This is a genomic window from Neisseria sp. 27098_8_139 (genome assembly GCF_041433195.1).
GTDB lineage: Bacteria > Pseudomonadota > Gammaproteobacteria > Burkholderiales > Neisseriaceae > Neisseria > Neisseria subflava.
Genome location: NZ_JAPWBA010000005.1, coordinates 21,408 through 41,929 on the forward strand (window position 1 = coordinate 21,408; position 20,522 = coordinate 41,929).

The 20,522-nt window shown below is 51.0% G+C and carries 20 protein-coding genes; 9 read left to right on the top strand and 11 right to left on the bottom strand.

What is annotated here, in order from left to right; all coding sequences use genetic code 11:
* Positions 1 to 337: 337 nt before the first annotated feature.
* The 5 genes from O3660_RS06755 to O3660_RS06775 all read right to left on the bottom strand — a co-directional run bounded on the left by O3660_RS06755 (position 338) and on the right by O3660_RS06775 (position 5,273).
* Entirely contained in the window at positions 338 to 1,591 is a 1,254-nt protein-coding gene (locus tag O3660_RS06755; RefSeq protein ID WP_049352420.1) for an ABC transporter permease, read from the bottom strand.
* On the bottom strand, positions 1,588 to 2,502 hold the full coding sequence (locus tag O3660_RS06760) for an ABC transporter ATP-binding protein (RefSeq protein WP_049352418.1): 915 nt from the start codon (positions 2,500 to 2,502) through the stop codon (positions 1,588 to 1,590). Before O3660_RS06760 ends, O3660_RS06755 begins: the two co-directional genes overlap by 4 nt.
* Before the next feature lie 28 nt (positions 2,503 to 2,530).
* Positions 2,531 to 3,274 (bottom strand): SH3 domain-containing protein, encoded by a 744-nt coding sequence (locus tag O3660_RS06765; protein WP_049352417.1) that lies wholly within the window; start codon positions 3,272 to 3,274, stop codon positions 2,531 to 2,533.
* Between the two features lie 80 nt (positions 3,275 to 3,354).
* Complete coding sequence (locus tag O3660_RS06770) at positions 3,355 to 4,353, bottom strand: BtrH N-terminal domain-containing protein (protein WP_049352415.1); 999 nt, start codon at positions 4,351 to 4,353, stop codon at positions 3,355 to 3,357.
* Between the two features lie 71 nt (positions 4,354 to 4,424).
* Positions 4,425 to 5,273, bottom strand: coding sequence for an RnfABCDGE type electron transport complex subunit B (locus O3660_RS06775; RefSeq protein ID WP_371464773.1), 849 nt, complete (start codon positions 5,271 to 5,273; stop codon positions 4,425 to 4,427).
* A gap of 195 nt (positions 5,274 to 5,468) precedes the next feature.
* Between O3660_RS06775 and O3660_RS06780 the strand changes: the two genes are divergently transcribed.
* Positions 5,469 to 5,936, top strand: a complete 468-nt coding sequence (locus O3660_RS06780) for a YchJ family protein (RefSeq protein WP_003684664.1) — start codon at positions 5,469 to 5,471, stop codon at positions 5,934 to 5,936.
* 264 nt (positions 5,937 to 6,200) lie between these two features.
* Here the strand turns inward: O3660_RS06780 and O3660_RS06785 are convergent, their stop codons facing one another.
* Complete coding sequence (locus tag O3660_RS06785; protein ID WP_049350881.1) at positions 6,201 to 6,989, bottom strand: inositol monophosphatase family protein; 789 nt, start codon at positions 6,987 to 6,989, stop codon at positions 6,201 to 6,203.
* 167 nt (positions 6,990 to 7,156) lie between these two features.
* On the opposite strand from O3660_RS06785, the gene O3660_RS06790 reads away from it, so the two are divergent.
* The 4 genes from O3660_RS06790 to O3660_RS06805 all read left to right on the top strand — a co-directional run bounded on the left by O3660_RS06790 (position 7,157) and on the right by O3660_RS06805 (position 10,006).
* Positions 7,157 to 7,882, top strand: coding sequence for a 16S rRNA (uracil(1498)-N(3))-methyltransferase (locus O3660_RS06790; RefSeq protein ID WP_049350880.1), 726 nt, complete (start codon positions 7,157 to 7,159; stop codon positions 7,880 to 7,882).
* 107 nt (positions 7,883 to 7,989) lie between these two features.
* Positions 7,990 to 8,280 carry an acyl carrier protein gene (locus tag O3660_RS06795; protein WP_049350879.1) on the top strand — a complete coding sequence of 97 codons (291 nt, stop codon included), beginning with the start codon at positions 7,990 to 7,992 and terminating at the stop codon, positions 8,278 to 8,280.
* Positions 8,277 to 9,335, top strand: a complete 1,059-nt coding sequence (locus O3660_RS06800; protein ID WP_049350878.1) for a beta-ketoacyl synthase N-terminal-like domain-containing protein — start codon at positions 8,277 to 8,279, stop codon at positions 9,333 to 9,335. Before O3660_RS06795 ends, O3660_RS06800 begins: the two co-directional genes overlap by 4 nt.
* The gene (locus O3660_RS06805; RefSeq protein ID WP_049350877.1) at positions 9,317 to 10,006 is read left to right on the top strand and encodes a hypothetical protein; all 690 of its coding nucleotides are present in this window, start codon (positions 9,317 to 9,319) and stop codon (positions 10,004 to 10,006) included. Before O3660_RS06800 ends, O3660_RS06805 begins: the two co-directional genes overlap by 19 nt.
* Positions 10,007 to 10,116: 110 nt before the next feature.
* Here O3660_RS06805 and O3660_RS06810 read toward each other — a convergent pair whose 3' ends face one another.
* The 3 genes from O3660_RS06810 to cyaY form a co-directional block, all read right to left on the bottom strand.
* Positions 10,117 to 11,454 (bottom strand): hypothetical protein, encoded by a 1,338-nt coding sequence (locus O3660_RS06810; RefSeq protein WP_049350876.1) that lies wholly within the window; start codon positions 11,452 to 11,454, stop codon positions 10,117 to 10,119.
* Between the two features lie 184 nt (positions 11,455 to 11,638).
* On the bottom strand, positions 11,639 to 12,145 hold the full coding sequence (gene luxS, locus O3660_RS06815; RefSeq protein WP_049350875.1) for an S-ribosylhomocysteine lyase: 507 nt from the start codon (positions 12,143 to 12,145) through the stop codon (positions 11,639 to 11,641).
* 54 nt (positions 12,146 to 12,199) lie between these two features.
* Positions 12,200 to 12,523: an iron donor protein CyaY gene (cyaY, locus tag O3660_RS06820; protein WP_036472792.1), complete on the bottom strand. Its 324-nt coding sequence runs from the start codon at positions 12,521 to 12,523 to the stop codon at positions 12,200 to 12,202.
* 71 nt (positions 12,524 to 12,594) lie between these two features.
* On the opposite strand from cyaY, the gene O3660_RS06825 reads away from it, so the two are divergent.
* Both O3660_RS06825 and lysA read left to right on the top strand, forming a co-directional pair.
* Positions 12,595 to 12,765, top strand: a complete 171-nt coding sequence (locus tag O3660_RS06825; RefSeq protein WP_036472795.1) for a lipoprotein — start codon at positions 12,595 to 12,597, stop codon at positions 12,763 to 12,765.
* Between the two features lie 16 nt (positions 12,766 to 12,781).
* Entirely contained in the window at positions 12,782 to 14,002 is a 1,221-nt protein-coding gene (gene lysA / locus O3660_RS06830) for a diaminopimelate decarboxylase (RefSeq protein WP_371464721.1), read from the top strand.
* 102 nt (positions 14,003 to 14,104) lie between these two features.
* On the opposite strand, the gene O3660_RS06835 is transcribed toward lysA, so the two are convergent.
* Both O3660_RS06835 and O3660_RS06840 read right to left on the bottom strand, forming a co-directional pair.
* Complete coding sequence (locus O3660_RS06835) at positions 14,105 to 14,332, bottom strand: SlyX family protein (protein WP_049350873.1); 228 nt, start codon at positions 14,330 to 14,332, stop codon at positions 14,105 to 14,107.
* A 1-nt stretch (position 14,333) separates the two neighbouring features.
* Positions 14,334 to 15,707: a Na+/H+ antiporter family protein gene (locus O3660_RS06840; protein WP_049350872.1), complete on the bottom strand. Its 1,374-nt coding sequence runs from the start codon at positions 15,705 to 15,707 to the stop codon at positions 14,334 to 14,336.
* Between the two features lie 364 nt (positions 15,708 to 16,071).
* On the opposite strand from O3660_RS06840, the gene O3660_RS06845 reads away from it, so the two are divergent.
* Both O3660_RS06845 and adhE read left to right on the top strand, forming a co-directional pair.
* On the top strand, positions 16,072 to 17,391 hold the full coding sequence (locus O3660_RS06845; protein ID WP_049350871.1) for an MFS transporter: 1,320 nt from the start codon (positions 16,072 to 16,074) through the stop codon (positions 17,389 to 17,391).
* Positions 17,392 to 17,707: 316 nt separating this feature from the next.
* Complete coding sequence (gene adhE / locus O3660_RS06850; RefSeq protein WP_049350870.1) at positions 17,708 to 20,323, top strand: bifunctional acetaldehyde-CoA/alcohol dehydrogenase; 2,616 nt, start codon at positions 17,708 to 17,710, stop codon at positions 20,321 to 20,323.
* Positions 20,324 to 20,522: the final 199 nt, after the last annotated feature.

Here is a 20,522-nt window from a genome sequence, read left to right on the forward strand (position 1 = left end):
TAGTTTGTGCCGAGATAAGGCAAGATTAAACTGTATCAGACTGAAGGTGCTGGCTTCAACTCTGTTTAGAAACAATTAGTTATATTTTATTATTTGGACTTTTAATCCGTTGGTCGAGCGTTCGAATCGCTCACGACCCACCAAATATGAAAACCTGCTTTGAAAAAAGCAGGTTTTTTTACGTTTGGATTTTAGGATTTTGTTGAAAATATTTTGTTATTGAAACAATCCATAGCACATCAAGCATCAGGTCGTCTGAAAATATCTTTCAGACGGCCTGAAGTTTTATAGGAATGGTTTTGAGAAATAAGTTTGTCTACCTAGGGCAGACAAACGTTTAAAACCTTACCTGCGTCTGCAACTGCCTACGATAAACCAATACGGCAGCAGTCAGCGTGGCACAAGAGAATGCTGACAGTAAAAGCAGATAACGGCCGATTCCGTCCAGTCCGCTGCGGTTGAGCAGCAGTTCCTGAAAAGCCTTTAAGCCCCAAGCCATCGGGGAAATCCAAGTAAGTTGTTGCATGGTTTCGGGCATGACGTGGGCGGGCACCATAATGCCGCCGATTGCCGCCATCAGGATAATGCCGCCGCCACCGAGGACGACGGCGTGTTCGGTAGATTTTGCACAGACACTGATTAACAGTGCGTAGCCAAGGGTGGCGGCACTGACGGCAGCGGACAGCAACGCGTAGGGAACAAGGCTGCCATTGAGTATGAGGGCGGGAACGCCGATTTCAGGTAGCAGGTAGCGGCCGAGCAGCAGCATTCCGACAAACTGAAGCTGGTTAATCAGGAAATAGGGGACGAGTTTGGCGGCAATCAGGCCGGACGCGGAAGCGCGGGCGAGACGCAGGCGGGTAATGGTGTTGGTCTGGCGTTCCAGCGCCATGACGTTCGACAGCGGTATCATAATGAAAAACATACCGAAAATCAGCCATGCGGGGACGCTGTGCTGTACGGCGTTGGGTTTTTCCACTGTGCCGCTGCCTGCACTCAGGTAATGCTCTTCTAGCATTTTTTTATCTAAAAAGCTGCGCACGGCGGCGAATTGTTCGTCGTTTTTTTCATCGACTTTTTTCTGGATGTCTTTGCGGATGGAGCGGGGCAGTTTTTTATTGTCGATTTTGATGCCGTCGTTGTTGTCGAAATAAGCGTCTAGCCGCGTTTGGGTGTAGTGCTGCTGCAAAACGCCTTTGACCGCTGCCAGCCATGAAGGCTCGGTATCGGGCGGTACATAGATTTGCAGGGCTTTGTCATCAGTGATTTTGCCGGAGGCGGCATTTGGGTTGTGCAGCACCAGTTGGAAACGTTTGTCGTGCAAGCCGTTTTGCGCGTTGGTCAGTTTTTCAGACGACATCAGCGTGACATGAATCTGCTCTTTTTCCAACGCGGCTGCCAGCGCGGTATTGACGCTGTCGTTTGCTGCACCGACCAGCGCAATGCGGCTGTCGGTGTGCGGGTCTTGGTCACGGCTCAGAGCCAACGACATAATCAGCATGAAGGCGATGGGCATCACAAACAACACGGCCAAACCGTGCAGGTCGCGGCAGAGCAGTTTGAGTTCTTTGAGGAGGGAGGAAGTCGTCATTGTGGATTTTGCTTATCTGTTGCCGGTTCGTCTTTGCGCAGGAAATCGAGGTAAAACGTTTCCAGCGAACCGTGTCCCTGCTGGAAGTAGCGGATTTGCGCGCCACTTTGTTGCAGGGCGGCGTAAACGGCGGCGGCATCGTGTGTCGTTTCCATCATGCCGCGGCTGTCCACTTGCTTGGCACCCAAAGCGGCCAGCGTTTGAGGCGGCAACGGCGGTTCGACGGTAAAACGCACGACACCGGTTTGCGTGCTTAAAAGCTCGTCCAAACCGCCGTGATACACCAGTTTGCCGTGTTGCAGCAGCGCGATTTTGCCGCAAAGCTGCTCGATTTCCGACAGATAGTGCGAGGTGTAAACCACCGTTACCCCCTGCCGTGTCAAATCCGCCACGCTGTCGAGGATAAAGCGGCGTGACTGTGGGTCGATGCCGACCGTAATTTCGTCGAGGAACACCAGTTGTGGCGTGTTAATCAGGCCGATGGCAAAATTCAGACGGCGTTTAAGCCCACCTGAAAGGTGCTTCGCCGCTTTGTTTTTGTGGGCGGTCAGGTCGGTCTGTTCCAACAGCGCATTCAGACGGCCTTTGTCGCGCACTTTGTAAAGCGAAGCGAAAAACAGCAAGTTGTCCCACACAGAAAGCTGCGGATAAAACGCAAAATCCTGCGGCACCAAACCGATTTTCTGCCGCTCGCTGCGGCTCAACAGGCGCAACGGTTTGCCGTCAAACAAAATTTCGCCCTGCCGTACTTCCTGCAAGCCTGCCAAAAGCGACATCAGCGTTGTTTTCCCCGCACCGTTGTGGCCGAGCAGCCCCAAACATTCGCCGTCGGCAATATCGAACGACACATTGTCCAGCGCGGCGGTTTCGGTTTTGGGATAACGGTGGGAGAGGGATTGGATTTGAATCATGGTTTCAGACGACCTTTTCGAGCGATATTTATATCGCAGCACCCCATAAATAACGGCGCTGGAATTTACCGTCCTTAAATATAAAGCAGACATCGAAAGGATTGCCGTCCGAACCTTGTCTGCCGAACAGATAAAGTGTCTTATCGCTGTGGCGGTAATAGGCTTTCCAGCCGTGATATACATTGCTGCCGCGTGCGGTAGCGGCAAAATCGGGCGAGAACAGTCCTTGCAGTTCGGCAGCGGGAACCGCTTGACCGTTTAGCGTGATACGTTCAAGCGCGAACACGCTTTTGGGAATCATAGAGTCCATGCCATAGAACGGCTTGCCTTGATAGAGACGCGCAGTGAAGTTGTCTTTGCTGATACTGGAGAAATCACTGCGTTTTAGATGGAGGCGGCGTGCAGCGATGCGTACTGTTTGTCCGTTGCCGGACAAAGTCAGCGTATCGTCGCGATCGGATTGTTCACGCAGTCGGACGAAGTTTTTGTCGGAGGCGGGAAATATCAGACGACTGTAATGGATAAAGCCAAAATTGTCGGCACTTGCCTGTTGTAGCTGAACAAAACAGAAGTCCGACCTGTTTTCACTGAGTTCTTCTATACATTCCAACGGTGTGCCGTTGGGAATTTTTGCCAAGACTTTGGCATTCAAATCGGGTCTTTTGCGCAAGTTGGTGTGTCCGTCGGCATCATGAACCAAAGCAAAGCCGTCCGGCGGCGCGGCATAGGTTAAGGCAGAACACAATAATAAGACAGTAGCTAGGTAACGCATTTTTAATTTCTTTTAGTTTTCAGACGGCCTGAATGTCAAAATAATCCACGGTAGATTAATCTGGATCGAATAAATCCTGATTATTTCAATAATCCGCGCCACAATGCTTCTTCATTATCCGCAATTTTGCGCAGAAATTCGGCAATGTTGCGGCAACCGTTTTCGGATGGTTTTTTGCACTGTTTCACGCACATTGCTGCGAATTGACGCCATTGGTCGCCGATGGCGGTCATTTGTTCTGAGGCCGTCTGAAATGCAGGTTCGTTGCAGATATGGGCGGCCTGTTCGAGGAAGTAGGCGTAGATGTAGCGGAAACCTGCGCCGCCGGTACCGATTTCTTCCTGCATCCGCACCAAATGGCCGAGAAACAGTTTTTGGTATTTCTCATTTTGTTTGGCGGGCAGGGATTCGATTTTTTTGGCCAGCGTGCGGATGCCTTTTACGCCGATGAAAAAGACCGGTGTGAGCATTTGTTTGGCGTTTTTGCGGATGGCTTTGCGGATGATGGCGGGCAAGTCGGCCTGAACTTTTTCAGACGACCTGTCGTTTTCCAGCGTGTACATCATGCCTTTTGCCGCCAATACACCTTTGGCGAAGCGCGCCTGCTGCAAATCTTCGGCGGCGCAGCGCTGCACGGTTTCAAATACGGGGTCGCTGATCAGGTAGTCGCCGCCGTCTTTGCCGTATACCAAGAGATTGTGTGCGTTGAAATGGAAACGCATTTGCGGCGGGAAATACGGCAGCCAGAAGACGGAGGTTTGCAAACCTGCCAGCTTGCCTGAGGACAGCGCGGCATCCAATGCGGCTTGTCCGCTTTGTGCGTCGGAAAATTTGCGGACGGATAATTTCAGCCCCAATGCTTTGCAGGTGTTTTTGATGATGCTGCGCGGCGCGGTACGGTAGGAAACCAGCGGCATGCCGTTTAATTTGATCAGCGGCATCCAGACAAATGTCAGTGCGTGGGCAATGCCGAAAATCATGGCTTCGTCTAAATTGTGGCCATGGTATTTGAGTAGGGTGGACATCACACCGCTTTCGCAATGGGCGGTATGCTGGTGTGGAAATTCTTGTGTGGTCATAAAGTTATTGGTTTTCGTGCAATGTTTTCAGACGGCCTGATGCGGTCAGAATGGGTTTGTTGTTTTGGAAATCAGCGGGCTTCTTTGGCCGCTTCCTGCTCGGCTTTGTAGCGGCGCAGAAATTCGATGGCGGCGGCTCTTTCGGCTTCGTTGCCGTATTTGGCATCACGTTGGGCGCGGCGCAGTTCGGCGCGTTCTTTGGCTTCTTCGATTTGGCGCGCTTTGAAGTCTTCGCGGTTGTCGGAGGAGACAAGTTTGTCCTGTTGCGATTGCGCTTTGGCCATGGCTTTGGCAATCAAATCCATGGGGTTGAATGCGGCGCTTGGTGCGGCTGTTTGGGTTTGTGTCTGTGCGGCCTGTTTGGCTTTGACGGCGGCTTCGCGTTGCGCCAGCAGGGCTTTGCGTTCGGCATCGTCGCGCTGTTTGCGCGCGGTATGGCGTTCAAAACGGCTTTGTGCGTGTTCGGCGGCGGCAAAGCGCGGTTCGGCAGAGGTGCTGAAACGGCGTGCGGACGGCAGGAAGGGCTGCGATACGGGAACCATGTCGATGCAGTCGACGGGGCAGGGGGTAACGCACAAGCCGCAGCCGGTGCATTCGTCGCTGATGACGGTGTGCATCAGTTTGGACGCGCCCATAATGGCATCGACAGGGCAGGCGCGGATGCAGGCGGTACAGCCGATGCAGATAGCTTCGTCAATCAGGGCTACGGCTTTGATTTGCGTTTTTGCCGGATCGAGGTAGGGTTTGCCCAACAGGTCGGCAATGTCTTTCATGACGGTTTCCCCACCCGGCGCGCACAGGTTTACCGGCGCTTCTCCTGTCGACAGGGTGCGCGCATAGGGTAAGCAGCCTTCGTAGCCGCACTCACGGCATTGGGTTTGCGGCAACAGGCGGCTGATGCTTTGGATGGGAATGGTCATCATGGATAGTCAAAATCGAAAAGGCGCATTATATCAGATTGTTGCGTTTGTTTTGGCGAAACCCGCTTTGCTTATTTTAGCGAAACTCTCCACGCTCGTTTTAGCGAAACTCGTTACACTCATTTTCAGACGGCCTGAGTCGGGTTTACATTATAATATTATAATTTTGAAATGGATTTATTCGGGTAATTAGGAATGACGGCTACACTTTGTCCCTGTCAGTCAGGGCGTGTTTATACGGAATGTTGCGCACCGTTTCATGCACGTGAGGCGGCGGCCGCGACGGCGGAAGAGTTGATGCGTTCGCGTTACAGCGCGTATGTTTTGCAGGAAATCGACTATATCGTGGACACGACTGTCCCTGAGCAGCAGAATTTGTTGGACAAGCAGGATTTGGCGGTATGGAGTAAGCAGACGCAGTGGTCGGGATTGAAGGTTATCCGTCATGTGCCGTTTGGCAAGCTGCATGCTTTGGTCGAGTTTGAGGCGTATTTTGAAGAGAACGGGCAAACCGAGTGCCATCATGAATTGTCGGCGTTTGTGAAAATAGACGGGCGTTGGTACTTTATTGATCCGACCGTTGCTTTGCCGACGATGAAACAGCCTTGTTTGTGCGGTTCGGGCAAAAAGTTTAAGGCGTGTTGCGGACAGTTTTTCAAATAGTAATGTAAACAGGCCGTCTGAACGTTCAGACGGCCTGAGCTGTTTTTGCAGATAAAAAAAACCATTCATACTAAGGGAGAAGTATGAATGGCCAATACATTGCGGGAAAACGTCTTACTTGCTGCACCGCCCAAAAGGGATGAAAGAGCGGTGTTGTGTCAGCGATTAGTATTCTACTATTTTTAGTATTAAATGCTGTTAAGAAGTGAAATAATTTCAATAAATTGCAAGATAATCGTGATTTTTTGAAGATAAACGGCATTTTTACTGATTTTCTCGAATCCATTTCACCCATTGCTGAAACAGTTCGGGTTGCAATGCGGCGATGACGGAACGCTTGAATACATGTTCGCCGCTCCAAAAATCGTCGCCTTCCAAAGTAGTCAGGCAGCCGCCGGCTTCTTCAAAAATCAATGCGCCGGCGGCGTAGTCCCACAGCTTTTGTCCGCCGTGGATGTAAATATCGTAGCGGCCGCTGGCAAGGTAGCACCAATCGAGCGTGCTGCTGCCCATGCTGCGGATTGTGCCGAATGGGGCAAGGGTATTCATGCGGCTGGCGAGTTTGCCCGAACGCAGGTATTTGATTTCTACGCCGGCAATGGATTCGTTAAGTTTTTTGTTTCCGGAACGCAGCGGCAGCGGTGTGCCGTTGAGGAATGCGCCTTTGCCGCGTTCGGCATAGAAACATTCGCCGCTGACCGGATTGTAAATCACGCCCAATTCGGAGTGGCCGTTTTTAACCAGTGCGACGGATACGGCAAAATGCGGCAAACCGTTGACGAAGTTGTTTGTGCCGTCGATAGGATCGACAATCCACAGGCCGTCTGAATGTTCGTTCCACAAACGGGTTTGCTCCTGAACGTTCATCTCCTCGCCCAACATCGGACAATCCTCCAATAAGGGCAGGGCGGCGGCAAAAGCGGTTTGTGCGGCCAAATCTGCTTCACTCAAAACCGAGCCGTCTTCCTTGCGTCGTGACGGCGTGTTCAGAAAACGCGGCATGACTTCGGTTTGGGCGATGTGGCGGACGACTTTCTGTAAACGGTATAGCACGGCGTATCCTTGTTTTTTGCAGTTTTGCGTGACAGTGGATTAAAATTCGGGAAGTTTTCAAATTATAGTGGATGAAATCAAAATCAGGCAGGCAAGTGTATGTCGTCGCCGTGTTTCAATTTCGTTCACGAAAGTTCAAATTATATACATGAATAAAGCAGGAAACCATGCCCCGATTTTATGTTGATTTTGCCTTAAGCCCCGACAGCGTGGTCGAATTGCCCGATAATGTGGTGCGCCATCTGAATGTATTGCGCGTGAAAAACACGGAAGAAATCGTGTTGTTCAACGGCAATGGCAAGGCATATCCGGCATTGCCCGAAGTTTTGGAAAAGCGCCGCGCCAGCGTGCGGATTCTGCGTGAAGAGGCAACGGACAACGAATCGCCGCTGAACATTACGTTGGTACAGGCGGTATCCTCCGCCGAGCGCATGGATTTCACTTTGCAGAAAAGCGTGGAATTGGGCGTGGCAGAAATTCGCCCGGTCATCAGCGAACGCTGTGTCGTCCGCTTGAGCGGCGAACGCGCTGAAAAGCGGGTGGCGCGTTGGCAGGAAATCGTCGTTTCGGCGTGTGAACAAAGCGGCCGCAATATTGTGCCGAAGGTTTTGCCGCTGACGACTTATGCACAGGCTCTGCAGCAGTTGCCGCAGGAAACGACCAAACTGTTAATGAGCTTGAACCGCGCACAAAAACTGAGCGATGTTCGGCCGCAATCCGGCAAAGTCGTGTTTATGGTCGGCCCGGAAGGCGGCTGGACGGAGAAGGAAGAGCAGCAGGCATTTGATGCCGGTTTTCAATCCGTTACGCTTGGCAAACGGGTGTTGCGTACCGAAACCGCCTCACTTGCGGCCATTGCGGCCATGCAGACACTTTGGGGCGATTTTGCATAAAGTTCAGGCCGTCTGAAAACGAGTGTCACGAGTTTCGCTAAAACGAGCGTAGCGGGTTGTACTAAAACGAGCTGTTGCTTCATGAGATAAAAATGGGAGTTTAAAAAATGTCTTACACCTTTACACTGACCGAGCACGAGCTGGAAGCGGAATTGAAAAAGTTAATCGTGCAAGAGGCCGATAAGGCCGATGATGTGGATATGGATGATTTTACCGACGATGCACTTTTGTTTGGCGATGACAGTCCGGTCGGTTTGGATTCGCTTGATGCGCTGCAAATCAGCGTTGCCTTGCAACAGTATTTCCAAGTGCGTCTGCAGGGCGACCGGATGGTGCGCAAACATATGATGTGCGTACGCGATTTGGCGGCGTTTATCCGTGCGGAGCATGGCGCGTGAGTTGGGTTTGCGGTACGGCGGCCACTTCTGCCTTGAATCCGCAAACGGATTTCAGACGGCCTGATGCAGTGTCTTATACGTTTTTAAACCAGCCACAGCAGGCTGCTTATTTTCGTGCATTCGCCGGCGACAGTTTGGGGCGGAAGGAATTTGCGGATATTGCCGAACAACATTTGCGACAAGCCGCCGAAAGTGCAGGCTGGCCGTCTGAAAGCTGGCATGATGCGCCGGTGTTTATCGGTTCCAGTTCCTATTCCATCTCCGAATATGAAAACCGCCATTTTGCGGGCAATAGGGCGGTAGAAGAACACAATTTGCTTTATCTCGCCGAAGATTTGCGCCGGCGCAGCGGCAATCGGCAGATTTTCAGTTTCGCTACTGCCTGCACTTCATCCGCCCATGCGCTGATTCAGGCGGATAATTGTTTGCGCAGCGGGGTGGAGCGCGCCTTTGTGCTTGGGATTGAAAACCTCAACCGGCTGACTTTGCTGCATTTTCACAGCTTGGGTTTGCTGGCCGAGCAATATCGGCCTTTTGGCGGAAACGGTTTGATTTTAGGCGAAGGTGTTGCCGCACTTGCCTTATCTTCCGCTGCTCCTGAATCTTCTTCAGGCCGTTTGAAACTTATCGGACATGCCGCCAATACAGGCAATGACCTGATTCAAAGCGATGGCCAAGCGCAAGAGCAGGTGATGCGCCGTGCGTTAGATATTGCAGGCATCGCTCCTGAAAGTATTGCAGCCGTTAAAACACACGGTATCGGCACGGCTGACAGCGATGCCGCCGAATTGGCCGCACTGGAAAATATATTCGGTACACTGCCGCCTTTGATGGCGTTCAAGCCGAAAATCGGACACACGCTTGGCGCAACGGCAGCCCTTGAAACAGCCCTGCTATTATCCGCTTTAAAACAAGGCGGAAGTAGCGATTATCAGGGGCGGAAAATTTGTTTTTCCGAGTGCGCGGCTTTACAAAAAGGCAGCTTTTTCTGTTTGGCCAATCAGTTTGGTTTTGGCGGCAGCAACACATCTTTGGTATGGCAATGGCAACCGTAAATCCTAATATCCGTATTACCGCCGCCGTGCGTTTTGATACTGACGCCGGCACCGGCGGTAAAATCCTCAAACAAACCTTAAAGCAGCAAAGCGGTATGGATACCCGCCGTCTCAGTCGGTTAAGCCTGCTTGCCGCGCTTGGTGCAGGGCAGCTAAAGGAACAAAGCGAAATCCGTTCTGATTGCGCTGTTTTTCTCGGTACACCATTTTCTTCGCCATCCGTATTTGAAAAAATGGCAGACAATGTGCTGAACCATCACGCCGCGATGCCGTTTGACTTTATCGCCAATCTGCACAACTCTCCCGTTTTTCATGCCGCGCAAGCGTTAGGCACGCATGGTGCAACTTTGGTCGTGGCTGCTGACAACAATGTGGATACCTGCTTTCATCCATTATTGCTGGCGATGCAGTCTGTGCAAAATGGCGGACAAGCTGCGGTTGGCTGGGCATATGAACATCAAGCAGCTCATGCCGATACCCATGAAGGCAGTATTTGGATGTTGCTTGAAGCCGGTGCAGAGCAGGGTGTTCCCGTTGTGTTGAATGATGAAGGTACTCAGACTGATAGGCCGTCTGAAAAGCCGCAATATTATTGGCAAAATATCGCCGATTGGATAGAAGAAGTAATGGCGCACGAGGGTAGGAGTGTGAAGAAATATACTTTGGCGTGATCGGCAAATGATTTTAGAGAAAGTATTTGTCTTTTGAATAAATAAGGTTTATGTCATTAAAAAGGCCGTCTGAAAATATTTTCAGACGGCCTTTTTGTATCAAAAACCAATCAACGAGACATCTCACCTTGAATAGCGCGGATATTCGCTTTACGGGCGTTGATGGTACGGGTCAGCTGTTGGATCTTAATTTGATCACCTTTTTGTTTGGCCGCATTCAGCTGGGTTTGAAGGTGGGTAATAGCGGCCTGTTCATTGCGTACTTCGGTCTGCAATATCTGTTTGCGGGTTTCTTTAGGGCTTGGCTTAGGAGCCGGCGTAACTACAGGTGCAGTACGGATAACAGGGGCTTTGTATTTGCTGTATGAAGAACTGCGTGATTTGTTCTGATGGTTGCGCAGGGTAATATTAAGGCGCGGATTGGCGGCTTCGGCTGTATTGGTCACGCTTGTAATTGGAATATGGGGCAAAATTTTAATATCGTTGTAAACATTGCTTGGATCAAACGGAATATTAGCAGCAGGTGTATATGCCTTAGGGAAAGGTGTTTGCGCGGATGTTTTGCTTTGATCTACCGGGGAAACCGTTGTAGCAGGTTTATTTGGTACATTTGATTCTACTGTTGGAGCAACAACGGTTTTAATCGTTTGTTCGTTAGCCGTGTTTGCGACAGTTGTTTTACCAGTATTGGTGTTTTTTGCATTATATCGGGTTGAGGTTTTGGTATAGGCTTTACCTTTACGCTTGGTTTCAACGTTGATAGGTGTTTTGTCGATTGCTTCATCTGAGGCAATTACGGTTTGGTTATTTTGTTTGGCCGTGGTTCTATCAGGTGTTTTGGGTAAAACAACAGGATTCTGAATAATTGCTTGAGGGATTTGAATCGCAGATGTTGTTGGAAGGGTTTGCGTAATAGGGGTAGGAGTATTGTTTGGAGTTTGAACAGCCATAGTTTGAGGCTGTGTAGTAGCAGACATGACGTTGAGAACGTCGGTAGTGTCAATTTCAGACTTTATTGTAGGGGCAGTGTCTAAAACAGCTGTATCGCTGAGAATGGCAAGGCCGTCAGCAACGTTTTTGTCAATTTGAGAAGTTAGACGTGCTTGCGCAATAGGAATGGAAATAGGTGCGGGAACACCGTATTCATTTCGAGCAACAACGACTGGGGTTTGTACCGCAGGAGTTGCTTGAGAAGCATGAACGTAGTCAGCGGCAGATGCTTTAAATTCTGTTGTTTGTACCGTTTTTAAAACCGGAGTGTCGCCTGGAATTGCAACGACGCTGTTTTCCGTTACATTGTTTGTTTCAACTATGCGACAGGCGTCATTGATCTGGTATGAAGCATAAACAGTGATGCCTTCAACATTGCAGACATACTCGGCAGCGTTGGCGGCGGCGGGGAGGGTCAGGCTGAGGGCAATGGCGGTTTTGCAGAAAAACGGTTTCATAAAGGCAATAGAATCAGGTTGTTTGTTTAAAGTGTAATTATACTATGTACACTGTCAGCATCCGCCAACTTATTTTTAGGCGGTGTAAAACTATGGCTGAAAGGTTGAAAATTGGAATAAAAGGTCTTAGGCCGTCTGAAACTTGTCATATAAAGTTTCAGACGGCCTTTACTGTCATGGCGGATTAAGCGTTCAACAGGCTTTCGTCCAATGTCAGCTCTTCGTTTTTATTGACGGCGACTTTGCGTGCCAAAACGTTTTGGGCGATTTCGTGTGCTTCGGCAAGCGAGTGCATCAGGTAAGTGCCGCATTGGTATTCGTTCAGCTCGGGGATTTTGCTTTGGTCTTGAACGGTCAAAACATCCTGCATTGAAGCAAGCCATGCGTCGGCGACCTGCTGCTCGTCAGGCGTGCCGATAAGGCTCATGTAGAAACCGGTGCGGCAGCCCATTGGGGAAATGTCGATGATTTCAACGCCGTTGCCGTTTAAGTGGTCGCGCATAAAACCTGCGAACAGGTGCTCCAGCGTGTGAATGCCTTTTTCAGGCAGGATTTCTTTGTTGGGAACGCAGAAACGCAGGTCAAACACGGTAATGGTGTCGCCTTTGGGCGTGGTCATGGTTTTTGCCACGCGGACGGCAGGGGCGTGCATACGGGTGTGGTCGACTTTGAAACTGTCTAGTAGGGGCATTTGGGTGTCCTTTGAGGTAAATAGATGTTTAGCTAGGGATATTTGAAGACTGAATCACAATTCTGCAATCTCAACTGCTTCGCCCGAAGCCTCGCTCAGTGCTTCGTTTAAAACGTCGTAGAAATCGCGGCTGTCGCGTGTTGCCAGCCATTTGCCGTTTTGCTCGGCGAAATGGTAGCCGCCGCTTTTGGCTGCAATCCACAATTCTTGGTTGGGCGTGTGGCGGTTGACGATGATTTGCGTGCCGTTTTCGGCTTCGATGGTCAGTACGTTTCCGGCAAACTGGCAGTCGAAATCCCAGCCGTTTTCGTCGATTTGGTCTTCGATATGTTCGAACAATTCTTCGCTCATGCGGATGAATTCGCTTTCGGTCATCATGGCTTTTTGTGTGGTTTTTGTTTAAGATACCGAATCTTGCCACATTCGTAATGATGAAGAAAGTTTTACTGATGAAATACGGCGTATTTTTTGCAGCAGCAACGGCTCTGCTGCTCTCTGCCTGCGGCTACAAAGGCGATCTCTACCTGCCCAAAGAAGGCGACAAGGCGCGCTTCGGCGTGATTCAAACCGGCTTGAAATTCGATACGGCCAAAGAACCGACCACTCAAACCAACGACTAAAAAAGATTTCACAAACATGACCTTATTCTGCGAACAACTCCCTTATACACACCTTGCCGAAGAGTTTGGTACGCCGCTTTATGTGTACAGCAAATCTGCGCTGACCGAGGCATTTGAAAACTACCAAACCGCATTTGCCGCTTTAAATCCGCTTGTCTGCTACGCAGTGAAAGCGAATGGCAATCTGAGCATCATCAAGCACTTTGCTTCTTTGGGGAGCGGTTTCGATATTGTGTCCGGCGGCGAGTTGGCGCGTATTTTGGCGGCAGGCGGCGATGCGGCGAAAACGATTTTTTCCGGTGTGGGTAAGAGTGAAGCAGAAATCGAGTTTGCGCTGAATGCAGGCGTGAAATGCTTCAATATGGAAAGCATTCCCGAAATCGACCGCATTCAGAAAGTTGCCGTGCGCTTGGGTAAGGTCGCTCCGGTTTCCCTGCGCGTCAACCCCGATGTCGATGCCAAAACCCATCCTTATATCTCCACCGGCCTGAAAGCCAACAAATTCGGTATTGCCTATGCCGATGCACTTGAGGCCTATCGTCATGCTTCCCGACAAAGCCATTTGAAAATTGTCGGTATCGACTGCCATATCGGCTCCCAACTGACCGACCTCAGCCCGCTTGTCGAAGCCTGCGAACGGATCTTGGCTTTGGTCGACCAACTGGCAACCGAAGGCATTGTGTTGGAACACTTGGACTTGGGCGGCGGTGTCGGCATTGTTTACCAAGATGAAAATGTGCCTGATTTGAGCGCGTATGCCAAAGAAGTTCAAAAACTGATCGGTACACGCCGTCTGAAACTGGTTCTCGAGCCAGGCCGCAGTTTGGTCGGTAATGCAGGCGCGTTGTTGACGCGAGTCGAATTCGTCAAACATGGCGAAGAGAAAAACTTTGTGATGGTCGATGCGGCGATGAACGATTTGATGCGTCCGGCGCTTTATGATGCCTATCATCACATTGAAGCGGTCGAAACCAAAGACATTGAGCCTCTGACGGCCAATATCGTCGGCCCGATTTGTGAAACCGGCGACTTCCTCGGCAAAGACCGCACCATCGCCTGTGAAGAAGGGGATTTGCTGCTTATCCGCAGCGCCGGTGCGTATGGCTCAAGCATGGCGAGCAACTACAACACGCGCAACCGTGCGGCGGAAGTATTGGTTGACGGCAGCGAATGCAAACTTATCCGCCAACGTGAAACCGTCGAGCAGCAAATGGCCAATGAATTGGCTTGTTTGTAAGGTTTGATTGTTTAAAAGGCCGTCTGAAGGCTTGATAGACTTTCAGACGGCCTTTGTTATGAAAGAAAAGGGCATGTATCCAACACGCCCTTTTTTAGTTTATCAATAATGCGGCGGAATCTCATCGCGCAGGCTGTACGGTTCGCGTTCGCCGTTTGCGCCTTTATCCTGCATCCGTTGATACAGAAGCCGCAGCTGGCCTTGCTGCAAATCCAAAGCCTGCTGCATCTTGGCGATGGTGTCGTTCAGACTGCCGATTAAATCTTCCTGCAAGGCCGTCTGAATTTCCAGCTCCGTGACGCGGTGTTCCAATTCCCGAATATCGCTCATATTACAGCACCATCGCGGCAATCCAGCCGGCGGCCATCAGCGGGATATTGTAGTGGATAAAAGTCGGGATAACCGAATCGCGGATGTGGTCGTGCTGACCGTCGGCGTTCAAACCCATGGTCGGGCCGAGCGTCGAGTCGGAAGCAGGAGAGCCAGCATCGCCCAGCGCACCGGCCGTGCCGACGATGGCGACGGTCGCCATAGGAGAGAAGCCCAAGCTCATGCACAAAGGCACATAAATCGCGGTAATAATCGGCAAAGTTGAGAAAGACGAGCCGATGCCCATGGTCACCAGCAAGCCGACGCACAACATGGTCAATGCGGCCATGCCTTTATTACCGCCGAACAAAGCCATGCTGCGTTCGACCAAAGGCTGAATGTCGCCGGTCGCGTTCATTACAGCGGCAAAACCTTGTGCCGCAATCATAATAAAGCCGACCATCGCCATCATTTTGATGCCTTCGCCGAAGACATCGCTGGCGGCAGAGCGGTTCATCACGCCCAACATCATAAACACAGCAAAGCCCAACATAGCGCCCAACACCAGCGAACCATCATACAAAAGCTGAATGGCAAAACACACGGCAATCGCCACGGCCGCCACCAAGCTGCGATAGGTTGACGGCTCTTGTTGTTGCACTGCTGCACGGTTGTCTTCCGTGTCAGTGGTATTGTTTTGATAAATACGCGGCTTGCGGTAGTGCCAAAAGGCCAGCAGCAAGCCGGATACCATGCCCAAAGCCGGAATCGCCATTGCATGCATCACATTGATGCCGCTGGTGTCCATGCCTGCCGAGCGGATATTGCCCAACATGATGTCCTTCAAGAAGATGGCGCCGAAACCGTAAGGCAGGAACATATAAGTCGTTACCAAGCCAAACGTAATTACGCAGGCCACCAAACGGCGGTCGAGTTTCAAACGGTTGAACACCAACAGCAGTGGTGGAATAATCATCGGGATAAACGCAATATGAATCGGCACGACGTTTTGGCTCATCACGCCCATGCACAAAATAATCGCCAGCAGCAGCCATTTGACCGCACCTTCGCCTTTCGCATTACCTTCGCCGCCATTGAGCTTGCGGATAATCACACCGGCGAGCTGCTGCGGCAGGCCGGAATGCGTGATGGCCATGGCAAACGCGCCGAGCATGGCATAAGACAGCGCGATTTGCGCCCCGCCTTTCAGGCCTTCGTTAAAAACAGGAATAATCCCTTGCTGCACCACATCGCCGGCCGTGTTGGTTACATTCTCCAAAGGCATACCGGCCACCAAGCCGCCGACAAACGCGCCGACAGCCAAGCTGAGCACCACATGCACGCGCGATAAAGACAGCACAAGCATGATGATGACCGCAATTACAACCGCATTCATATCGTTCTCCGTTGTTCAGACGGCCTGTTATGTAAAAACAGGCAATCATCTGTTTACATATTACAAATAAACATCATAACCCAAGCATGAAGCCTTTGCAAAAAACGGCAGGCCGTCTGAAAACCAAACCATCGACTTTCAGACGGCCTGAAGTGATTTCTTGTTTTATGTTTCAAAATGGTATGCGGTTTATCGCCGAGATTAAGATATTTAAAAATAGCCAAAAAAACGTGCGCTTCCTATTCTTTGCATATTGTATAAATGTTAAAATCGACATAATGCTCTATTTTTAGGTTTGTCGCTGAAACTCAAGCAGTTATTTATAAAATCTAATTCGATATTACACAAACAAAGGAAAGAAGTTATGGATATTCTGACGCGGCTGCACAATCTGCCGCCTTCCCGCTTTCATTACAAACTTTTAGTGTTGGTCGGTATAGGCTGGCTGTTTGATGCCATGGATACAGGCTTGGTGTCGTTTGTATTGCCGGCTTTGGGCAAAGATTGGGTGCTGGCTCCGGCGCAGTTGGGTTGGATTGTCAGCATTGCCTTTGTCGGCATGGCCTTGGGCGCGGTATGCAGCGGCTGGCTGGCGGACAGGTTCGGACGGAAAACTGTTTTTGCCGGCACGATGGTGGTGTACAGCATTGCCACAGGTTTGTGCGCGCTCGCGCCTGATTTGGCGGTTTTGCTGGTGTGCCGCTTTTTTGTCGGCGTCGGTTTGGGCGGCCAACTGCCCGTCGCCGTGTCGCTGGTCAGCGAATATGCGCCGCCGAAAGTACGCGGCCGTTTTATTGTGTTGCTGGAAAGCTTTTGGGGCTTGGGCTGGCTCTCGGCCGCGCTGGTGTCTTATTTCTTTATTCCGCAAACCGGCTGGCACAGCGCGTTTTTATTCGGCGCCTTACCCCTGTTTTATGTGCCGTTGGTGTTGAAGTTTGTTCCCGAATCCGTGCCTTACTTGCTTTCCCGCGGCAAAACCAACGAAGCGCACCGTTTGGTATCCGCGCTGGAAACTCAATCGGGCATCACGCCGCCGACAGAAGCCGTTGCCGCCCCGGCCGCCCCGCGCGAACGCATCCGCTTCGTCCAACTTTGGCAACATCCGTTTGCACGGCGCACGCTGATGTTGTGGCTGGTTTGGTTCGGCATCGTGTTTTCGTATTACGGCATTTTTACTTGGTTGCCCAAATTGCTGGTCGAGCAGGGCAATACCGTGGTCAAAACCTTTGAATATGTGCTGGTGATGATTGTGGCGCAACTGCCCGGCTATATTGCCGCCGCGGCTTTGGTGGAAAGAATCGGCCGCAAAGCAACGCTGGCAGGCTTTCTGGCCGCTTGCGCCGTGTGCGCATGGTTTTTCGGGCAAAGCACAACTGCGACCGAAGTCATGATTTGGGGCAGCATGATGTCCTTCTTCAACTTGGGCGCATGGGGCGTTTTGTACACCTACACCCCCGAACTCTACCCCTTGCGCTTCCGTGCCTTCGCATCCGGCTGGGCAGGCGCCATCGGCCGCGTCGGCGGCATACTCGCGCCCATGGTAGTGGCGGCGATGGTGGGCAACAGCGGCGGCTTCGGCAATATCTTTATGATGTTTGCGCTGGTTATGCTGCTGATTGTGGCGGTAATCTTGGTATTGGGTGAAGAAACCAAAGGCCGTACGCTGGAAGACATTAGCCGATAAAAGAAATACAAAAAAAGGCCGTCTGAAAAATATTTTCAGACGGCCTTTGTATTTTGAGTATGTAATTTTGATACATTGGTTTTCTGTTCTTATTTTAATATGCGGGGAAAGCGACCAAGAATGACCGTCTTCGGTTACGTCAGGATAAAATCATTATACTTCAGTAAATTAAAATGAATAAATGATAAAGAGGCCGTCTGAAAAGTTCAATTATGGTTTGTGATGTAGGTCAAAGCAGAATGTAACTAAATTACTTATAGTTATCGTAGTGAAAATTTATTGACCTTATTGCCACCTTTTATTAAGGAGATACACCATGAACGCATCAGCCGACAACGTCGTCAGCCCAGCCGTAGCCGAGGTAAACAGCCTGGTTGAAAAGGGTTTACGGGCGTTGGATGAGTTTCTTAAGTTGGATCAGGAGCAGATTGATTTTATTGTGGCCAAAGCCTCTATCGCCGCGCTGGACAAACACGGTGTGCTCGCCATGCACGCGGTGGAAGAAACGGGGCGCGGTGTGTTTGAGGATAAGGCGACGAAAAACCTGTTTGCCTGCGAAAACGTCGTGCGCCGCCTGCGCGATTTGAAAACCGTGGGTGTCATCAGCGAAAACGATGTAACCGGTATTACTGAAATTGCCGATCCTGTCGGCGTGGTTTGCGGTATTGTGCCGACGACCAATCCGACTTCCACCACCATTTTCAAATCCCTGATTGCGCTGAAAACCCGCAATCCGATTATTTTCTCGTTCCACCCGTCCGCCCAGCAGTGTTCCGCCCACGCAGCGCGTATCGTGCGCGATGCGGCGATTGCGGCCGGTGCGCCGGAAAACTGTATCCAGTGGATTGAAAAGCCGTCTATGGAAGGCACTTCCGCGCTGATGAAGCATCCGGGCGTGGCAACGATTTTGGCAACCGGCGGCAATGCGATGGTGGAAGCCGCGTATTCTTGCGGCAAACCTGCGCTCGGTGTCGGGGCGGGCAACGTACCTGCTTATGTTGAAAAAACGGCGGACATCAAACAGGTGGCACACGATATTGTGATGTCGAAATCTTTCGACAACGGCATGGTGTGTGCCAGCGAGCAAGCGGTGATTGCCGATAAAGAGATTTACAAAGAGTTAGCCGAAGAATTCAAATCTTACGGCGTGTACTTTGCCAATAAAAAAGAAAAAGCCATGCTCGAAGAGTTTATCTTCGGCGTAACGGCGAATTGCGCCAGCTGCGGCGGGGCGAAACTTAATTCTGCGGTAGTGGGCAAACCGGCGGCATGGATTGCCGAGCAGGCCGGGTTTAAAGTGCCTGAAAAAACCAACATCATCATCGCCGAATGCCGCGAAGTCGGTCCGAACGAGCCGCTGACCCGCGAAAAACTTTCGCCTGTGTTGGCCATGATTAAGGCGGATTCGACCGAACAGGGTTTGCAGTTTGCCGAAGAAATGGTTGCCTTTGACGGCTTGGGACACTCCGCCGCCATCCATACCGCCGACGAAGAATTGGTCAAAACGTTCGGCTCCCGCGTCAAAGCGCTGCGCGTGATTTGGAATTCGCCTTCCACCTTCGGCGGCATCGGCGACGTGTACAACGCCTTCCTGCCTTCTCTGACCCTCGGTTGCGGCTCTTACGGTAAAAACGCCGTCGGCGGCAACGTCAGCGCAGTCAATCTGTTAAACATCAAAAAAGTAGGCCGTCGGAGAAACAACATGCAATGGTTCAAAGTGCCCGCCAAAATCTATTTTGAACGCGATTCCATCCAATATCTGCAAGACATGAAAGACTGCGAAAAAGTCATGATTGTGACCGACCGTTCGATGGTTGATCTGGGCTTTGTCGATAAAATCACCCATCAACTGCATCAACGCAAAAACAAAGTGACCATCCAGCTGTTTACCGATGTCGAAGCCGATCCAAGCGTCCAAACCGTCTATAAAGGCACCGATTTGATGCGCAGCTTCCAGCCGGACACCATTATCGCGCTGGGCGGCGGCTCGCCAATGGACGCGGCCAAAGCCATGTGGCTCTTCTACGAACAGCCGCAAGTCGATTTTGAAGACTTGGTGCAAAAATTCATGGATATCCGCAAACGCGCGTTCCGCTTCCCTGAGTTGGGCCGCAAAGCCAAATTTATCGGCATTCCTACCACATCGGGCACCGGCTCCGAAGTCACGCCGTTTACCGTCATTAGCGACGGAGACAAAAAATATCCGATTGCCGACTACTCGCTGACACCGACCATTTCGATTGTTGATTCTGCGTTTACCATGACCGTTCCGGCAGGCGTAACCGCCGATACCGGTTTGGACGTACTGACCCACGCCGTAGAAGCATATGTTTCTGTACTGGCGAACGACTTTACAGACGGCCTCGCCCTGCAAGCCATCAAGCTCGTGTTCCAATACCTCGAACGCTCCTACAAACACGGTGCGGCCGATCCAGAAGCGCGCGAGCATATGCACAATGCCTCCACCATTGCAGGCATGGCGTTTGCCAATGCGTTCTTGGGCATCAACCACTCGATGGCACACAAAATCGGCGGCAAATATCACGTTCCGCACGGCCGCGCCAACGCCATCCTGCTGCCGCATGTCATCCGCTACAACGGCACGCGTCCGCAGAAAACTGCCACTTGGCCGAAGTACAACTACTACAAAGCCGACCTGAAATATCAGGAAATCGCCCGTACTTTAGGCCTGCCATGCAGCACACCGGCAGAAGGCGTAGAATCCTTCGCCCGCGCCTGCCATGAACTGGCGGTCAACGTCGGCATCAAAATGTCGTTGAAAGAGCAGGGCATCGATGAGAAAACCTTCCTCGACGGCAGAAAAGAGCTGGCCATGATGTCTTTTGAAGACCAATGCACCCCGGCCAACCCACGCCTCGCCATGGTGGCCGATATGGAAGAAATCCTGACCAAAGCCTATTACGGCGAATAAAATCGGGTAGTAAAAAAGGCCGTCTGAAACCTGAATATAGGGTTTCAGACGGCCTTTCTTTATTCGGCTAAACCTTGTTTTTATCAAAGCTAAGGTTTGCATTTGAATACGATGGTTCAAAAAATATCTTTATGATTTTGATTTAATTGAAAACCTTACGTTTAAATAAAATAACGATTGGGCTTGAAAGCCAAAATAA